An 18,062-nucleotide genomic window follows, 5' to 3' on the forward strand; every position below is an offset into this window, starting at 1 on the left:
TGTTATTTCACGATAATTCTATTGATTTTTGATGTAATTTGTTATGTCTTTTAGACTGTAAAAAAACGTATATTAAGCAGTTATGCTGCTTTAATATTTTGTGATATTGCTTTGATCTTACTTGTCTTGTAAAGAGCGTCAGGGGCTAGTAAAATAGGCATCAATAATTTAATGCTACTAGAGCAGGACGATGGAATGTTTACACTAGAAGAATTCGTTTCTCCTATCACAGAAGAGCAGTTTGCAGGTATTGATCCTCGCTCTGATATTTCTCCTAATTCCACTTATTACACATTAAAAGATTTAAGGAATCAGCTAAGAGCTGCCGAACGGAATGCTCTAGTTGATGATGAAGGTCTTTCTCTGTTGACTCGTGAATGGTTGCCTCTTTTTGAACAGTGTAAAAATGCGATAAAAAATGAAAGTAAAGATATTGAGTATGTTGCTTGGCTCATTGAGGCCCTGTGTCGGCTAGAAGGCTTTAAAGGGCTTGCTTTGGGGTTTGATATTGCCCATACGCTCATTGAAAATCATTTTTTAGAGCTTTTTCCTGCACTGGAGGATGGTGAAGAGCTGTCGGATAAGGTATCTGCTTTGGTAGGTCTTAATGGTATAGCCCAAGAGGGTGCTCTGATTATGCCAATAAAAAGCATTCCTTTAACCGATGGTGTTAGTCATGGCCCCTTTACTTTTTGGGAGTATCAACAGGCTTACGATATATCAAGAATGCCTGACGATAAGCGTGAAAAAAAGATAGCTCAAGGTGCTGTGAATTATGAAGATGTTGAGAAAAGCGCTAACGAGAGCAGTGTTGAGTTTTTTGTCAATTTAAAAGCTGATATAGAAAGAGCAATTTATAGCTTTTCCATTCTTAGTGATGTTATGGATAAAGTGACAGGTAGTCCACAGCCAACCTCTAATATAAAACGAGCATTGGACTTGAGTGCGGCTGCAATTGAGCATATTGGGAAAAATAAGTTGGAGCAGGCAGCGGAAAATGTTGCGTCATCGGAACCTGAGCTGCTACCTGAAGAAGAGCAAGTAGATAAATTAGTAACATCAGGACAGCGTTCTGATAATGGGAAAATTGATTCACGGGATAGTGCAATAAAAAAACTATCCGAAATAGCTGTTTATTTTAGAGAAACGGAGCCGCATTCACCGATGTCGTATACGATCGAGCAGGTGATACGCTGGAGTAAGTTGTCTCTTCCTGAGTTGTTAGATGAATTAATTACAGACAAGGATGCTAGATCAGGATATTTTAAACTGTCTGGTATCAAAGTTAGCGAAACTGAAACATAGTAAAAGGAGTTCCAATGAGTGTTCATGACAAGATAAAGAGGGTTCGAAAGCCTCGTGTTCATATTACTTATGATGTAGAAACTGAGGGAGCTTTAGTAAAAAAAGAGCTTCCTTTTGTTGTTGGCGTAATGGGTGATTTTTCTGGTGATAATGTTGATGCCTTGAAACCATTGAAAGATAGACGATTTATTCAGATTGATCGCGATAGCTTCGATGATGTTTTGAAGCGTATGAGCCCAAGTCTTTCAATGAAAGTTGACAATGTGTTGACTGATGACGATAGTCAGTTTGCTGTTGAATTAAACTTTAACACGATAAGTGATTTTGAGCCTGCGGCAGTTGTTAATCAGGTTGAACCACTACGCAAACTCATGGAAACTCGTAACAAGCTACGAGATCTTATGACTAAGATAGATCGCTCGGAAGAGTTGGAAAATGTCTTAGAAGAGGTCTTGAGTAATACCGCAAGCCTTGAATCAATGGCAAAGGACTTAAGTATTGAGGGGACGGAAAAATGAGCACGGAAGAAGCTTTAAATAGTAATGAAACGGTAGCGGAGCAAAGTGTCTCTCTTCTAGAGCAAGCTATTGGTGCAACTAAACAAACAGAGTCTGGTAGAGCTGAAGAGCTTTTGAAAACGCTGGCAGAGGAAGCCTTAAAAGGTACTGTTCAGTGGAATAAAAACATGACGGTTACTTTTAATGAAGCTATTGATTTGATCGATAGTAAAATATCAAAGCAGCTTAGCGTCATTATGCATACGGATGAGTTCCAGAAGTTAGAAGGTTCTTGGAGAGGGCTTCATCATTTAGTTATGAACTCTGAGACCAGTTCAACGCTTAAGATTCGTGTGTTGAATATGAAGAAAAAAGAGTTGCATAAAGACTTAAGTAAGGCTGTTGAATTTGATCAAAGTCAAACCTTTAAGAAAATTTATGAGTCTGAATTTGGTACTCCAGGCGGCGAGCCATATGGAACAATTGTGGGTGATTATGAATTCACAAATCACCCTGAAGATGTTGAAACACTTGGTTTAATGTCTAATGTTGCAGCTGCTGGTTTTTGTCCGTTTGTTTCAGCTTCCTCTCCTTCTTTATTTGGTTTTGATAACTGGGAAGAGCTTGCTAAGCCTCGTGACCTTGAAAAAGTATTTGAATCTTTAGAGTATACAAAGTGGCGTTCATTCAGAGAAAGTGATGATTCCCGCTTTGTGACGCTGACTATGCCTAGATTCTTGTCTCGTCTACCGTATGGAGCAGCTTCAAAGCCAGTTGAAGAGTTTAACTTTGAAGAATTTGAAATTGAGCCTCAAGCAGGTCGTTCGGTAAATACTGCGAACCATGATTACTGCTGGAGTAATGCTGCTTATGCTATGGCGACAAATATGGCTAAGGCATTCTCGCAGTATGGTTTTTGTACTGCTATACGAGGCGCCGAAGGTGGCGGTAAAGTGGAAGGTTTACCTACTCATATATTTACCAGTGATGATGGTGATCCTGACTTGAAATGTCCAACTGAAATTGGCATAACGGATCGTCGAGAAGCTGAGCTTAGTAAATTAGGTTTTTTGCCTTTATGTCATTATAAAAATACAGATTATGCTGTCTTCTTTGGTGGTCAGAGCTGTCAAAAACCAAAAGTGTACGACACTCCTGATGCGACCGCGAATGCGGCTATTTCAGCAAGACTTCCATATTTAATGGCTACATCTCGCTTTGCGCATTATCTAAAAGTGATGGCGCGAGATAAAATTGGTAGCTTTATGGAAGCTGAAGATGTTGAGGCTTGGTTAAATCGCTGGATCTTGTCTTATGTCAATGCTACAGAAGGTGGTGGACAAGATATTCGTGCTCGTTATCCATTAGCTGATGCTAAAGTTCGCGTTAAGGAAATCCCGGGTCAGCCTGGGGCGTATAATGCTGTTGCGTGGCTTAAGCCTTGGTTGCAAATGGAAGAACTGACATCCTCCTTGCGCTTAGTTGCTAAAATACCTGAAGTGGGTTAGTTGGCGGCACTGATATAAGCGCTAATATTAAGGATGATGCTGTAAATGAGTGTTGAAGAGTTTTCGTTTATAAGTCAAAGCTCAGCTTTTGAAAGAAAAGCTGAGTATAAAATAAGTGAGAGCGACTCCTTATTGGATCGTTTTTTGAATGAGAAAGACCTGTATAAAGCTCTTTTTCTTTGGCTTGAAAGCTCTTCAGACGCTCCCATAAATTGGACGAACGATTCTATTACTTTGTATATCCAGCAGGTAATAACGGATATAGATGCCAAGTTGTGTGAACAAATTAATAAAATAATCCATGAGGATAAATTCAAAAAGCTTGAATCTAGTTGGCGTAGTCTTTTTTGGCTTTTATCTCAAAGCGAGCAAATGGATAATGAGAAAAAAGTTAAAATTAAGCTTTTGAATTGTAGTTGGATGACATTGTCTAGAGATGTGAATAAGGCTATTGATTTTGATCAGAGTGCTTTTTTTAGTTTAGTGTACCAAAACGAATTTGATCACCCAGGAGGCGAGCCTTTTGGTGTTGTTATTGGGGATTATGAGATTTCTAACTCTCATTCAAATGGTTCTTTATATAATGATATTGCCACACTAAAAGAAATTTCGAAGGTCGCAGCCGCAGCATTTTCTCCTTTTGTTTGTTCTAGTGATTCAAGCTTATTTGGGGTTGATGCTTTTTCTGAATTAGGTCATGCATACGATTTATTTTCCCAGTTCGAGCAGCCAGAGTATACCAACTGGAGAAGCTTCAGAAATATGGAAGAATCTCGCTTTGTTGGTTTAACCCTACCTAGAGTTCTTGTTAGAGCGCCATACTTAAATAATGGTAAGCGTTCCGAAAGCTTTTATTTTACAGAGCGTATCCATAACTCAGATAAAGATATGTTATGGGGGAATGCTGCTTTTCCTTTTGTTTCAACTCTTATTAGGGCGTATTGCTCTAGTGGTTGGTTTGGTCATATAAGGGGGTTGGATCCCGGTGAAATGTCGAAGGGAATGGTGACGGGGATTGCTAAAGACTTTTTTAAAAATGATTCTTACCAAAAAGAAGGGAAGCCACCAGTAGACTTGATTGTTACTGCTAAGCTTGAGAAGGAGTTGTCTGAGCTGGGTTTTATACCTATATCTTCTGTTACAAATACTGAGCACCTTGTTTTTTATAGTAACGCTTCTACTCAATTGGCGAAAAACTATGGTGCAAACATGGCTAATGTTAACGCTCGATTGTCGTCGATGCTTCAATATATTCTTTGCGTGTCTAGGTTTGCTCATTATCTGAAGGTCCTTGCTCGTGACCGTATTGGTTCATATGCCACTGCGCAGGCGTGTGAGCGAGATTTACAAGCTTGGATAAATAATTATACGACAGCATCAGATTCAGCATCTGAGCATGTCAGAAGTAAATACCCTCTTAGTAATGCTAAGGTAAAGGTGAGTGAGAGTAAGTCAAGTCCAGGTCACTTCTTTTCTCTTCTTCAGCTTCAGCCTCATTTTCAATTAGATCAAATGGTGTCGAGTATTCAGCTTGTTACAGAGTTAAGTCCACATCATCATATTAAGGAATAATGTATGAAAAAAATATATGAATTCATTAAAGGCGGTAAATTGTCTGAGGCGATGGAATACTGTACATCTTTGCTGAAAGATGAGCCTCTTAACTTTGATATTAGAAGTGCTTATGCTGAGCTACTGTGTATTGATGGTGACCTTGACCGTGCGGATAAGCAACTTGATTTTATGGTGAAGAAGAATCCAGAATTTGCAGTTGGAGCTATTAATTTAAGGCATCTCATTCGTGCAGAGCAGTCTAGACAGGACTTTTATAGTGGGAAAAGTGCGCCGAAGCTTTTTCATGAGGCCGATGAGTTAGATACTCTGTTTCTCGAGATGCACCTTGCAAAGTTGGAAGGTGACTCGGATTTACTTGTTGATATGAGTTCTAAACTTGAAGTTTTACGTGCGGCATCATTTAGTGACGACCACCCTCAGAGTATGGTTCGTGATTTGGATGATATTCTTAATCCTTATCTAGAAGTTTTGGGGACTAATGGAGAGTTTTACTTGGCTCGTTTTAGTGAAATTGAATCACTTAAGGTGGAGCCTGTTGATTCTCTTCTTGAGAATATCTGGCTTAGGGTTGAGATGGGTATAAAAGATGGCCCATCAGGAACGGCCCATTTACCTTTGGTTTATGCTCAATCTGAAAATGATGTTGAAAAATTAGGGCAGATTACAGAGTGGGATGAGTTATCTGAAAACGTGGTTGTAGGGAGGGGGATGAAGATGCTCTTTATTAATGAAGAAGCAAGTCTAATATCTGATTTAAGTATTTCTAAAAACAAAGAATTGTCTGTTGATTAATCATGATTGAGAGTAAGCAGCAGCTCCAAGCTTCGGTTTTAGACCGTTTGATTGATGATGATCCTTCAGTTCAAGAGTCTCCATCTCGATCAGAAGGAATAAGTATTTCAGATTTAAGGCGAAATATTCGTCGTGATATTGAAGCATTACTTAATGCGAGGATTCAGTGGCATACTTGGCCTGATCAGTATGAAGAATTATCCACCTCTATTTTATCTTATGGGTTACCTGATTTTTCGAGTATGTCTGTGAGTTCGAGTGAGGGTCGTGATCTGCTGTGTGATATTGTCAAAAAAACAATTGAGAAATTTGAGCCTAGATTTATCGAGGTAGAGGTGTTTACTGATGAAGATCTACCTCTCAATCGAGTGTTAAACTTACGAATCAATGCTTTGCTTTATGCCGACCCTGAGCCTGAGTTTATTAGTTTTAACTCAGAGGTTGAGCCTATAAATTTAGGGATGAAAATAATTGAGGCCTCCTTATGAATGATGAGCTATTAAAATACTATAACAGAGAGCTCTCCTTTATACGAAAAATGGGGAGTGAGTTTTCCGAGAAGTATCCTAAAGTAGCCGGTAGATTAAAACTAAGTGGTGATACTGTTGAGGATCCTCATGTTTCTCGTCTGGTTGAATCTTTTGCTTTTTTGACAGCTAATATAAGACAGAAGCTTGAAGATAGTTTTCCAGAATTGACGGATGCGCTACTTGGTCAAATGTTTCCTGATTATCAGGCGCCAATACCTTCAATGTCTATTATTAAGCTTGAAGCGGAGAACCTCTCAACGACAGGTGTTGTTATACCAGTTGGAACAGAGGTGGAATCTAATGCTGAAGGCATGAAACAGTGTAAGTTTAAGACTTGCTTTGAAACGAACCTTTGGCCTGTTGAAATTAAACTCGCAAAATTTGAGAACGCACCATTTGTTGCTCCAAAGGCAAAGTGGGAGAAGCCTGCCAAATCAATTTTTCAGCTTGATGTCATGTGTGAATACGACGGTGTTTCTTTATATGAAACCGACTTAAATAACTTAAGGTTTTATATTGGTGGGCAGTGGCATCATGGATTGAAAATATATGAATTATTATTTAAGAACTGCATTGGCGTGGCATTTGATAATGGTGAGGAAGGTATTCGTTACGTATCTAAGGAGCACCTCCAAGCTGTTGGTTTTGGTGAGAATGAGGTTGTTGTTCCTTACTCGCATCGCTCTTCCTCAGGATTTAGATTGCTTGTTGAGAATTTTGTTTTTCCCGAGAAGTTTAGATTCTTTGAGTTGAAAAATATTAGATCAATGCTTCCTAAAAAATCAGGCGCTACAAGTATATATTTTTATATGGATACAGATTCATCTGAACTAGAAAAGCAAATTGATAGTTCTAGCTTTTTGTTGGGATGTACTCCAGTCATCAACCTTTTTGAGCAAGAAATTGAGCCTATTCGACCACAACTCAGTGAGTATGAATATAAGCTCGCTCCTAGGTACATGGATGCCGAGATATCGGAAGTTGTTAGTGTCGATGAGGTTGTTGTATTTGATGCTAAAGGAAATAAGCAGGTTGTTTCTCCTTTTTATGGGCAAACACATCCTAAATATCAAGGTAGTAATGATTTGTTTTGGCATATCAGGAGAGAGACCGCAATGTGGGCGGGGGGATATGTTGAAGCAGGTACAGAGACATTTTTTTCGTTGGTTGATGCATCATTTGATAACTCTCACTTGGATGGGAATAGTGATAAAACGGTTATTACTATTAGGGCGAAGTGCAGTAATCGTAATTTGCCCGCAAGTTTGCCTTTTGGGGATGATGAGCTGGGTTTAATGATGCCTGAAAAAGGCGATATTATTAAGAAAATACGATGCCTGGTGATGCCTACCCATGCAATTAGGCCAGTTCTTGGTGATGCGACTAGGTGGCAGTTAATTAATCATCTGAACCTTGATTATTTTACCGGTCCTGATGCCTGTGAGCGCTTAAAAGAGGTTTTGAGACTTTATGATTTTAAAGTATCTCCTCAGAGTAAGGCTTTAATTAATAATATATATAAAGTGGTTATCGAGCCATCTACTGCGCGAGTTGTTCAAAAGGGGAGAGTGTGTTTTGCAAGTGGAAGTGATATTGAAATCACCTTTGCTAATGATGACTTCTCAGGTAGTGGAGTATTCTTTTTTGCATCTATTCTCGAGCATTTCTTTGCGCAGTTTGCGGCAATTAATAGCTTTACTAGGGTATCTTTGAGGTTGAAAGAGCAAGAGCAGGTTTATCATCAGTGGCCTGCGAGAGTTGGTGATCGGGTACTCTTATGATGAAATTGCTGTCCGAAAACGCTTCACAGTTTGATTTTTATAAAGCGATTTATTTAATTGAGAAGCAATTAGATAGAGAGCAAATGGCTTATAGGAAAGTCGGTTATGACTGTGATCCAGTCAATGAGCTGGTTAGGTTTTCATCAACTCAAAAGTTCGGTTTTCCTGGAGCATCCATCAGTAGAATTGAGCCTGTTGGCGATCCCTCGGTACTACAAAAAATGAAAGTAGATATTTCTTTTATGGGGTTAACTGGTTCTTCAGGTGTGATGCCTCAGTTTTATAGTGAGTTGGTTCTTCAGCGTGTGAAGTATAAAGATACTGCGATGCGTGATTTCTACGATATGTTTAACCATCGATTAATATCTTTATACTATCGATCTTGGAAAAAGTATAAGCATTCACTTAATTTTTCTTCTAAGAGTGGCTATAAAGACAGTCATACTAAAATTTTGTCACTATTAGGTGGAGGTTCTGCAGACTATAATTTATTTTTCTCAGGAATCTTTTCTAGGGCAATAAAAAACACTTCTGACTTGAAAAATATTTTGACTTCATATTTAGGGTGTGAGGTAAAAATTAAGCAGTTAGAAGGGAAATGGCAGAACTTAAAGTCATCTGAACAGACAAGATTATCGAGTCGTACTTCGTTTGATGGAGAATATTCCAAGCTAGGTGTTGATGCCTTGTTAGGTAGCAAGATATGGGATATTTCAACATTAATTGAGGTCTGTATATATCCGAATAATGCAGCGCAACTGAAAAAATTACTGCCCAATGCTGAATTGTATAAATTTGTGTGTAGAATTATTAAGGATTATGTGGGTAATGGTGTTCAAGCTAGGATTCTGGTTGAATCGGCTTTTAGTAATTCTGATATTTCTAGATTGAATAAGAAAGATGTAACTCTTGGTGGGAATAGTGTTCTGGCTTTTAGTCGATTGAACTCTAATAAGAGGTTGCACCTTTCTCGTAAAGGATAATTCACTTTAATAAGGAAGAATATATGTCTTCTATGACATTGAATAAACTGGTCGAGAAACTTAGCCCTGAGTGTAAGTTGAGTTTGGAAAAAGCGGTTGCTATTTGTAATAGTCGTAGTCATTTTGTTGTGGAATTAGAACATTGGCTGATTGCTATGTTAGAGAATCAGCTTGATGATGTTCGGTTGATTTTGAGTGCTTTTGATGTTGACGCTGATGTCGTTAAAAATGATTTGAATCGTTCGCTTGAGTCTTTTAAGACTGGTAGTGAATCATCACCAAGCCTTTCCCATCATGTTACTAGTTTACTGCGCCAATCTTGGTTGAGTACAAGTATTGAGTTTACAGATACTCAAATTAGAAGTGCATATGTTATTTACACGTTAATCAAAGATGATGCGCTGTCGAGTTTATTAACGAGATGCAGTAAGCAGTTTAATAAAATAGATCCGGGGCAGTTATTACACGCTTGGCCTGGAATTATGGCTCAATCCCAAGAGTCTAATGTTGTGTCAGGCTCATCTGAGCAGTCGTCTTTGGCATCAGCATCTAAAACGCCTAGTCTTGATCAATTTACTGTGGATTTGACTGCACAAGCTGAAAGTGGGCGAATAGATCCAATTTTAGGTCGAGATTTTGAAATAAGACAAATGATCGATATTTTAACCAGGCGTAGGCAAAATAACCCTATTTTAACTGGCGAAGCTGGGGTAGGTAAAACAGCGGTTGTAGAGGGGTTGGCTCTTAGGATTGCTCAGCAGTCTGTTCCTGATGTCTTAAAAAATGTGCGGATTCATAGCTTGGATCTTGCTTTATTGCAGGCTGGTGCTGGCATGAAAGGTGAGTTTGAGAACCGTCTAAAGACATTAATATCAGAAGTGAAAAGCTCTTCTCGACCAATAGTTATTTTTATTGACGAAGCGCATACAATGATTGGTAGTGGTGGTCAAGCTGGTCAAAATGATGCAGCAAACCTGCTAAAGCCTGCATTGGCAAGAGGGGAGTTAAGAACCATTGCTGCAACAACTTGGGCTGAGTATAAGAAATATTTTGAGAAAGACGCTGCCCTCTCTCGTCGGTTTCAGGTTGTTAAGGTTGAAGAGCCAGACCCTCTAAAGGCTATATCAATGCTTCGTGGCTTAGTGTCTGTCATGGAAAAACATCATAACGTATTTATTTCTGAGCAGGCTCTTGAGAGTGCTGTTAATCTTTCTCATCGCTATATCGTGGGTAGGCAATTACCGGATAAAGCGGTTGGCTTGCTGGATACAGCTTGTGCGAGAGTCGCAATGAGCCAAGTGTCCGTACCTAATTCTATTGAGCAACTAGAAAATAAAATTTATAACATTGATTCTCAAATTAGTATGTTGTTACGTGAGGAGAAGTCAGGTCTTGATCATGCTGAAAAAATTAATGAGCTGCAGGCTGATTCAGTTAAGGCTCTGGATCTTTTGGTGCCTTTGAAAGAGCAGTTTGAAAAAGAAAAAGTGATTGTTTCAAAGTTGTCAGAGGCTTTTAATAAAATAAGTGGCGAAGATGTTCCTGATGTTAGTGTTTTAGAGTCTCTGCAAAAGAGTAAAAATGAGCTGTCGTCCTTTGCGCAAAATATGGTTCATTGGCAGGTTGATGAAGAGGTCATTGCGCAGGTGATTTCGGATTGGACCGGTATTCCTGTTGGAAAAATGCAGCAAGATGAAGTTCTTGGTGTGTTAAAGCTTGCAGATACAATGAAAGAGCGAGTTGTTGGGCAAGATCATGCGCTTGATCTTATTGCAAAAGTTGTTCAAACTTCAAGAGCTCATTTAGCTGATGAGAATAGGCCAAATGGTATATTTATGCTTACTGGCCCTAGCGGGGTTGGTAAAACTGAGACTGCGTTAACCTTGGCTCAAGAAGTGTATGGTAGCGAAGAAAATATAACTATTATAAATATGTCTGAGTTTAAAGAGGAGCATAAAGTTTCCTTGTTGCTTGGTTCTCCCCCAGGTTATGTAGGCTATGGTGAAGGTGGTATCTTAACTGAGGCGGTTAGAAGGAAGCCGTATAGTGTGATATTACTTGATGAAATGGAGAAGGCTCACCCTGGGGTTCATGATATTTTTTATCAAGTTTTTGATAAGGGGATGATCAAGGATGGAGAAGGGCGCGATATAGATTTCAAGAATACTATTATCATTATGACGTCAAATGTAGGTACTGATACTACAATGGGACTTTATGAAGATGAGGAGGCTTTGCCAAGTATCAAGGGGTTGCAGAGTGCCTTACAGGATGATTTGTTAGCTGTTTTTAAACCTGCATTTTTAGGGCGTATAAACGTTATACCTTATGTGCCTTTGAGTGATGAAGTGATTTCTCAAATTGCAAACTTCCAGCTTCTTAAAATTAAAAATAGAATTCGTTCTAATTACGATTGTTCTTTTTCTTATGATGATGGTGTGTTGGATCATATTGTCGCTAATTGTCAAAATGCAGGCTCTGGTGCTCGTAATATCCATACTTTATTACAAAACAAGGTGTTGCCTTTACTCTCAGAATTGTTACTAAGCAACATGGTTGAGGATAAAGAGATTAGTAATGTCGTTTTATCTTTAGATAATAATGATTTCTCTGTGGTAGTGAGTTAGTTGTTCTGATTTAGTAAAAAATAAGAATATCGAAAAGTGAGAAATATAGGGTTGTTTCTTCGTAACCCCAACCTTATAATCTTCTCGTCTTAATTAGTTAATGGACGTTTTTGAGACATTGTCTTAACCAGGGAAGGGAATTAAGTACACTCCTTTCGTTGCAATTTAAAAAGATAATGATTTCAAGGGAATTTGGGAAACCAAAGCTATGAGCATCCAGTGTAGGATGTAATAATTCAATATAAGGAGCGTTATCAAATGCAAGCTAATACTTATCTAAAATACGGTTCAATTAAAGGTGAAGCTACAGCTGAATCATTCAAAGATATGATTACAGTGCTTTCTATGGATTGGAACGTTAGTCGTGAAATCTCTTCACATACAGGTACTTCAATGGACCGTGAGTCAAGCGCGACTCGTCTTGGTGATGTAACTATCACTAAACTTCAAGATAAAGCTTCTCCAGATCTATTCAAAGAAGCAACAATCGGTAAAGGTCAGCCTGCAATTTTTCATATCACTAAGCAAGGTGATAAGGTTGAAGAAATTATGAAAATTGAATTGACTGATGCTATGATTTCTAGCTATTCAGTTTCAGTTCAAAATGATCGTCCTTACGAAACAATCACTATCAGCTATACTGAAATGATGATGACTGTTACACCTACAGATGATCAGAATGCTATTTCTGCACCTCTTGTTTATGGTTATAGCGGTGCTAAAGGTCAGCAAATGTAATTTGTTGTCTTGATAAAGGGGCTCTGGGCGAATGCTCAGAGCTTTTTTGTTTTAATTTATTTTTTTTGATGGGTAAGGCAAGGAATGCAAAACGAAACACAAAAAAATAACGTCATACAGATCAACACACCGTTAGGTAAGGATGCTCTTTACTTATCTAGAATTGTTGCTCAAGAGGCAATGTCGGATTTATTTGTCATTTCTGCTTCTGTTTATGCTTTAGGCCGTCAAGTTTCTCACGAGGATTTGTTGGGTAAGCCTGTTAGTATTTTAGTGAAAAGTACTGACAATAAAACTGAGCGCTATTATCACGGTATAGTTAGCGATCTTGTTTCGAAAGGGACAAGAACTGCTGATTTAACTGAGAAAAAGAATTACATTGATTATCAAGCAGTGATTGTTCCTCACGCTGCGTCAATGCGAAACCGCAAAAACAGTCGCATATACCAAAAGAAAACAATCCAAGATATATTTTCGGATTTATTTTCACAGCATAACGTTACTTTTAAAGATCAAACAACAAAGACGTATCCAAAGTATGAATACTGTGTTCAGTATCAAGAAACGGATTTTGATTTTATTCAGCGTTTGTTGCAGCAGGAAGGTATATTTTATTTCTTTGAGCACTCTAAGAGTGATCATGTGCTTGTTCTTTCTGATGATGTTACTGCATATACTGAATGTGATGAGTCAGAGGTTACTTACTCAACAGGGCATTTAAGCACCCCTCATATATCGACCTGGCAAGGTGGTTTAAGTTTAGCTCCAGGGTCTTTTAAACGAATTGGTTATGACTTTAAACAACCCTCTCGATATCCTGATGGTGAACAAAAGAAACCAACGCTACCGACGCAGTCCTTTACAGAGGTGTTTGAGTATACTGGCGAGGACGAAAGTAATGTTCGAGCTGCCAGCTTGGCTTCTCTTCAGCTGGAATCGTTGCAAAGAGACATGAAGCTTAGTAGCGGTAGAAGTGATTGCCGTAGTTTTTTTGTGGGCGGGCTTTTTAGTTTTGCTGAACACGAAGACCCTCGCATGAGTGGTAAAAGCTTCGTTATTACCTCAATGTTGACTACCGTCTCTGTTCCTAACCAGTCTGGCGCATCAATTTCAGCTGCTAATATGGTATACATGAATCACTTTGAATGTGTGCCGAAAGATGTCCCTTACCGACCTCAGGCGATTAAAAAGAAACCGGCTATTCACGGTGTTCAAACGGCAATAGTAACGGGTGATAGTGCCGATGAGATCATGGTTGATAAATACGGAAGAGTTAAGGTCCAGTTTGATTGGGATAGAGATGGAAAGAAAGACTCTCAGAGTTCTTGTTGGATTCGTGTTGCTCAAAACTGGGCAGGAAAGAAGTGGGGCGCTTTTTTCTTCCCACGAGTAGGTCAAGAGGTCTTGGTTGATTTTATCAACGGTGATCCGGATCAGCCGATCATTAGTGGTGCCATATATAATGCAGATCTAATGCCCCCCTATGATCTACCTGCACAGAAAACCCAAAGCGGAATAAAGACACGTTCTACTAAAGAAGGTGGAGCTGATAATTTTAATGAGTTGCGCTTTGAGGATAAAAAAGGCAGTGAGCTTGTTTATATGCAAGCTGAAAAAGACCACCAGCTTTATGTCAAAAATGACCGTAATGACAAGGTTGATAACAACGTAACGACTGAGATCGGCAATAATGAAGGCCTTAAAGTTAAAGTTAATCGTACTTCTGAGATTGGAGAAAATGATACTTTAAAAGTGGGTAAAAGCTTAAATATTGAAGCTGGAGATGAAATAGTTATTAAAACTGGCTCTGCACAAATTAAGTTGTCTAGTAGCGGAGATATAACTATCGAGGGTAGCAATATCAATATCAAAGGCAGTAATGTGAAAGTAAATGGTAGCGCGATTAGTTTATCGGCAGGAACCATCAAACTCAACTAAGCAGAAGTGTATGATATGGAAATTATAGATAGCACAGCTAGTATTATTATGAAGTCTGGCGTGAAGGAAGGTCTTATAACTTATTGTCGGTATGGGCTTCCTCACCTTGTCTGTTTACCTATTCATAGACCTAATGACCCCCTTCTAAGTCCCTCCCTTGCTTATTTAAAAGTAGGGGGGGGGTACTTTGCCGATCAGTTTTTTTCTTCTTTACATCCTCGATTGAATCAGACCAATATCATTTCAAAGTTATATTTCTATGTAACCTTTTCAAGTGTGTCTATATCTGATTTGACGTTAGATACTTTAATAGAAGAGCTTGCTTGTTTTGTTGCATCGGGGAAATTATTAGTCATTCCACTCTACGATCAGTAGATTAAAATCATATTGCTATATAAGGAGGTTGCATGGGAAAGCCAGCGGCAACAATTGGAAGTATGCATGTGTGCCCTAAAACAACTGGCACTGTTCCGCATGTTGGCGGCCCCATTGCTGCAGGGTCTTCGAATGTCTTAATTGGTGGTATTCCAGCGGCAAGGGATGGGGATATGCTTGTGTGTGTTGGGCCGCCGGATAGTATAAAAGGTGGCTCGGGCTCGGTGACTATTAACGGTAAACCTGCAGCTCGACTTGGTGACGGGACTTCGCATAGTGGCAAAATTGTAGTAGGTAATCCTACGGTTCTCATTGGTTAGGCGGCTGATTTGTTATCTGTTTTCGTTAATGACTTTTATAGTCAGATAAAAAAGCTGAATGAGGCTAGGCTAAATCCTTTTTTTTCATATGGTTATTATGCTCAGTGTAAAAAGCAACTGACGGAAGAATGCTGGCTGTCCGTCATTAATAAGAGCAATACTGATGATGTAGATTTACATCATCTTTCTGTATTGCTGGAGTCTGATGTCGATAAAGAGATTCTTGTTGAGGGGGCTGCTTATCTAATTGGTAAAATGGCAGCAGATAGAAAAGCTGAATATATCAATGCCCTTTATTTTTCTAAAGATCTTCGTTCTGTATCAAAAGATATTATTGAGATAACTGGCTCCCATTGTCTTTTGCGTGATCTTGCGACAGATAAGGAGTTATGCCTTTATCAGATGTTGAGTTTATCTAGTGAAGAGTCGATAACGCTTGGTTTGTATGAGCGGTTTCCGTGGTTGGAAACGCCAGAATTGTTATCACGTGATCAGTTGTTGGCTTTTTTTACAGATTTAGTAGATGAGGGGTTGTTAGAAACAAGAGTAATGTCTTTGTTTTTGATGGTGATAACGCCAAGCCAATTAAATATTGTTTGCAATTTTGCTAGTGATATTTTGTCAACAGACGACACGTTGTGCTTATTGATGCGGGGCGGGATGGTTAAACATTCTCCGTTGCTAAATTCTATTCTGACTCAATCTGATGTGTCATCCAAGTTGATTAAAGAGCTTAGAAGTATATTAGGGAGTGATCTTGATAGCATTGTCCCTTTTGATGTCCAGCTTTCTGCTTGGTTAGGCGATCAAGGTTCTTTGGAGTGTTTTCAGCAAGAGTTTGCGTTGAACTGGCCTAAATACGAAGAGAAATTTGCAGGGTTTAGGTTGCTGGGTGGTTTGTCTTTTTCAGGGACGATTGATGTCGCCAATAAGCAATCTATCAGTGTATCAAATGTCTTGCTGGTGATGCTATTTGAACGATATCAGTCACTGTTCTTCACTGAGAAAAAGCTTGGAGCTGCATAGGAATGACAGCCTTTTTACTATCTGTTGATTATGTCTCTTTGCCTCATACCTCTTCTATAGAAGAGTTGATGATTGGCGATTTTGTAACGAAAGAAAAGTTTTCTGGAGATGAATCATGGCAGTCATTTACTTATGACTGTATCTTGAAGGCCAAATCGTTATTTGTATCTCTAAAAGATTCTAATTTGCCTACTATTTGGCTCATGCCTGCTTGGGTATTTCAGAGTGAGCAAAAAGAGATAGTAATTGAAAGTTTTTATCAGCTTTTTGCTGCAAAGCCTGAATTCGTTTTTTTTCTAGGCTCTAGTGGTATAGATGCCGCTATACAATTTATCTCAGAGCAAAGCATAGATGCTGCAAATGTTATTGCTATCGATGGGGTTTATCTACCAAACTCCAGCTCAGAATATTGTTACCATGGTGTTGGTGGGATTGTTGCTACATTAGATTTGACTAGTGTAGGTTGGTCGCAGCGCTTTTTTTGCTATGAAGCTAGTATTGATTTCGAGCAACATGATGCGTTTGGGGCGCTTTTTAAGAAAGCGATAGAAGATGTTTCAGTTGATATAGATACTATTTTTTCTCCTGGAAATGGCATTGATGAAGATGGAGACATTTGGCTACATAGTCTGCAATTGCTTGCCCCACATCTTGGTAAAAATATCGAATATATTTTTCCTGTTTATACTTTAGGAAAGTTAGGAGCAGTTAATGGGGTGATGAATCTTTATTCTCTTATTAATAATCCCAATTACAGCAGTCAAAAGCATGCATTAATGATTTCTCAAGAGCAGTCGGTTCATCAAGCTGTTGGGGTATACATATGGAAGAATGAGGAAACGCGACGCTAATGGAAAGTAATTCACTTGAATTGAAAGGAGAGGGATATCACATTTATCTTGTTGGTAAGGGAGGTAAAGTACCTTCTGGGTATCATCAAGTAGTGACGGACACGTCTGAGTCTGCAAATAACAGAACAGACGAAGTGAGCCGTATAATTTCCAAAGAACCTTCATCACATCTTAATGTTATTCTATTTCTCCAAGCGCTTGGTGTGAAGGGAGCTAAGGATCAAGCGCCATCTTTGACAGCGGCAGCATTAAAGGCCGCATTTATGTCAGAGGTAGTTACTTTCTACATGCAGGATATGAAAATCTCATATTCTGATAATAAAGCAGATGCGGTTAAAGCAAGTAACAAAAAAGGTCCAGAAAAAGCGGTGGGAAAGACAGTGTCCCAATCGCCTGAGACTAATACTGGTGGTGTTTCATCTGATGTTTCTAGTGAAACACCAATAACAGATCAAGAGTGCCGATCAGACCCTGTGTCTATGTTGACAGGGGAAGAGATTCTGCCCTTGATCGATTTCACCTTAAACGGTAGTCGCTCTTTAGTGTGGCGTCGTTTGTATCGATCTTCCCATTCAAATAACAAAACAGCGATGGGTAATGGTTGGCGTCATGATTTTATGGCGTGTTTGACGGAACACTATCTACCACCACCAAAAGTTGGCCCAAAACAAAAGGGAACCTATTGGTTAGAATACCGCGATGAGCATGGCGCTTCTCACCGTTTCGAAAAAGTCAAACCAGGCCAATCTAGCTATCAACTAAGTAGTAAGTTGGCATTGCATTATCAAACCAATGGTAAACAGGTATTAATAACGCCTGATGATCAGCATTTAACATTCAAAGCTGGAAAATCTGCGTGGTTGCTTGAAAAAATCATCAATGATAAAGGTCAGAGCACCCGTTTTCATTATGACGTTAAAGAGCGTTTGGCTCGTATTGAAGTGAACAAAGCGCGTGGCTGCTTACTTAAATATAACGCACAAGGATTGTTGATTGATGTTTTGGCTTATCATGTGAATGATAGCGATCAATTCGTCACATCAGGAAAACCTCTAGCTCACTACGAGTATGACGATACTGGCAACTTGATCGCCGCGATAAACCAATCGGGCGAAAAAGAACGTTATGCTTATAACGCAGCGAACCTCATTACCAAGCGAACCCGCGCCAGTGGTTTTAGTCATCATTTCGAATGGGATAGCTACTCAAACGACGC

Annotated in this window: 16 protein-coding genes; all 16 read left to right on the forward strand. The window is 39.1% G+C overall.

What is annotated here, in order from left to right:
- Positions 1–195: 195 nt before the first annotated feature.
- Positions 196–1,305, forward strand: a complete 1,110-nt coding sequence (gene tssA / locus KPL72_RS16220) for a type VI secretion system protein TssA (protein ID WP_219703737.1) — start codon at positions 196–198, stop codon at positions 1,303–1,305.
- 14 nt (positions 1,306–1,319) lie between these two features.
- The gene (tssB, locus tag KPL72_RS16225; protein ID WP_219703738.1) at positions 1,320–1,823 is read left to right on the forward strand and encodes a type VI secretion system contractile sheath small subunit; all 504 of its coding nucleotides are present in this window, start codon (positions 1,320–1,322) and stop codon (positions 1,821–1,823) included.
- Complete coding sequence (tssC, locus tag KPL72_RS16230) at positions 1,820–3,310, forward strand: type VI secretion system contractile sheath large subunit (RefSeq protein ID WP_212915504.1); 1,491 nt, start codon at positions 1,820–1,822, stop codon at positions 3,308–3,310. Before tssB ends, tssC (KPL72_RS16230) begins: the two co-directional genes overlap by 4 nt.
- Positions 3,311–3,355: 45 nt before the next feature.
- Positions 3,356–4,882, forward strand: a complete 1,527-nt coding sequence (gene tssC / locus KPL72_RS16235; protein WP_212915503.1) for a type VI secretion system contractile sheath large subunit — start codon at positions 3,356–3,358, stop codon at positions 4,880–4,882.
- 3 nt (positions 4,883–4,885) lie between these two features.
- The gene (locus KPL72_RS16240; protein ID WP_219703739.1) at positions 4,886–5,677 is read left to right on the forward strand and encodes a type VI secretion system accessory protein TagJ; all 792 of its coding nucleotides are present in this window, start codon (positions 4,886–4,888) and stop codon (positions 5,675–5,677) included.
- 2 nt (positions 5,678–5,679) lie between these two features.
- Entirely contained in the window at positions 5,680–6,165 is a 486-nt protein-coding gene (gene tssE, locus KPL72_RS16245) for a type VI secretion system baseplate subunit TssE (RefSeq protein WP_212915501.1), read from the forward strand.
- A complete protein-coding gene (gene tssF, locus KPL72_RS16250; RefSeq protein ID WP_219703740.1) occupies positions 6,162–7,988 on the forward strand; it encodes a type VI secretion system baseplate subunit TssF in 1,827 nt (608 codons plus the stop codon). The genes tssE and tssF overlap by 4 nt, the downstream gene beginning before the upstream one ends.
- Entirely contained in the window at positions 7,985–8,971 is a 987-nt protein-coding gene (gene tssG, locus KPL72_RS16255) for a type VI secretion system baseplate subunit TssG (RefSeq protein ID WP_219703741.1), read from the forward strand. Before tssF ends, tssG begins: the two co-directional genes overlap by 4 nt.
- A 23-nt stretch (positions 8,972–8,994) precedes the next feature.
- The gene (tssH, locus tag KPL72_RS16260) at positions 8,995–11,598 is read left to right on the forward strand and encodes a type VI secretion system ATPase TssH (RefSeq protein ID WP_219703743.1); all 2,604 of its coding nucleotides are present in this window, start codon (positions 8,995–8,997) and stop codon (positions 11,596–11,598) included.
- A gap of 258 nt (positions 11,599–11,856) precedes the next feature.
- Complete coding sequence (locus KPL72_RS16265; protein ID WP_212915497.1) at positions 11,857–12,336, forward strand: Hcp family type VI secretion system effector; 480 nt, start codon at positions 11,857–11,859, stop codon at positions 12,334–12,336.
- An 84-nt stretch (positions 12,337–12,420) separates the two neighbouring features.
- A complete protein-coding gene (locus KPL72_RS16270) occupies positions 12,421–14,274 on the forward strand; it encodes a type VI secretion system Vgr family protein (protein WP_219703745.1) in 1,854 nt (617 codons plus the stop codon).
- A 15-nt stretch (positions 14,275–14,289) separates the two neighbouring features.
- Positions 14,290–14,649 (forward strand): hypothetical protein, encoded by a 360-nt coding sequence (locus KPL72_RS16275; RefSeq protein WP_212915495.1) that lies wholly within the window; start codon positions 14,290–14,292, stop codon positions 14,647–14,649.
- Positions 14,650–14,681: 32 nt separating this feature from the next.
- Positions 14,682–14,969 (forward strand): PAAR domain-containing protein, encoded by a 288-nt coding sequence (locus KPL72_RS16280; RefSeq protein ID WP_212915494.1) that lies wholly within the window; start codon positions 14,682–14,684, stop codon positions 14,967–14,969.
- Between the two features lie 9 nt (positions 14,970–14,978).
- Positions 14,979–15,995 carry a hypothetical protein gene (locus KPL72_RS16285; RefSeq protein WP_212915493.1) on the forward strand — a complete coding sequence of 339 codons (1,017 nt, stop codon included), beginning with the start codon at positions 14,979–14,981 and terminating at the stop codon, positions 15,993–15,995.
- 2 nt (positions 15,996–15,997) lie between these two features.
- The gene (locus tag KPL72_RS16290; protein WP_219703749.1) at positions 15,998–16,846 is read left to right on the forward strand and encodes a hypothetical protein; all 849 of its coding nucleotides are present in this window, start codon (positions 15,998–16,000) and stop codon (positions 16,844–16,846) included.
- Positions 16,846–18,062: RHS repeat domain-containing protein (locus KPL72_RS16295; protein ID WP_219703750.1), on the forward strand; the 1,217-nt coding region annotated here is incomplete at its 3' end. The genes KPL72_RS16290 and KPL72_RS16295, both read left to right, overlap by 1 nt.

The sequence above is a fragment of the Marinomonas lutimaris genome (genome assembly GCF_019426345.1).
In the GTDB taxonomy this organism is placed as follows: Bacteria; Pseudomonadota; Gammaproteobacteria; order Pseudomonadales; family Marinomonadaceae; genus Marinomonas; species Marinomonas lutimaris.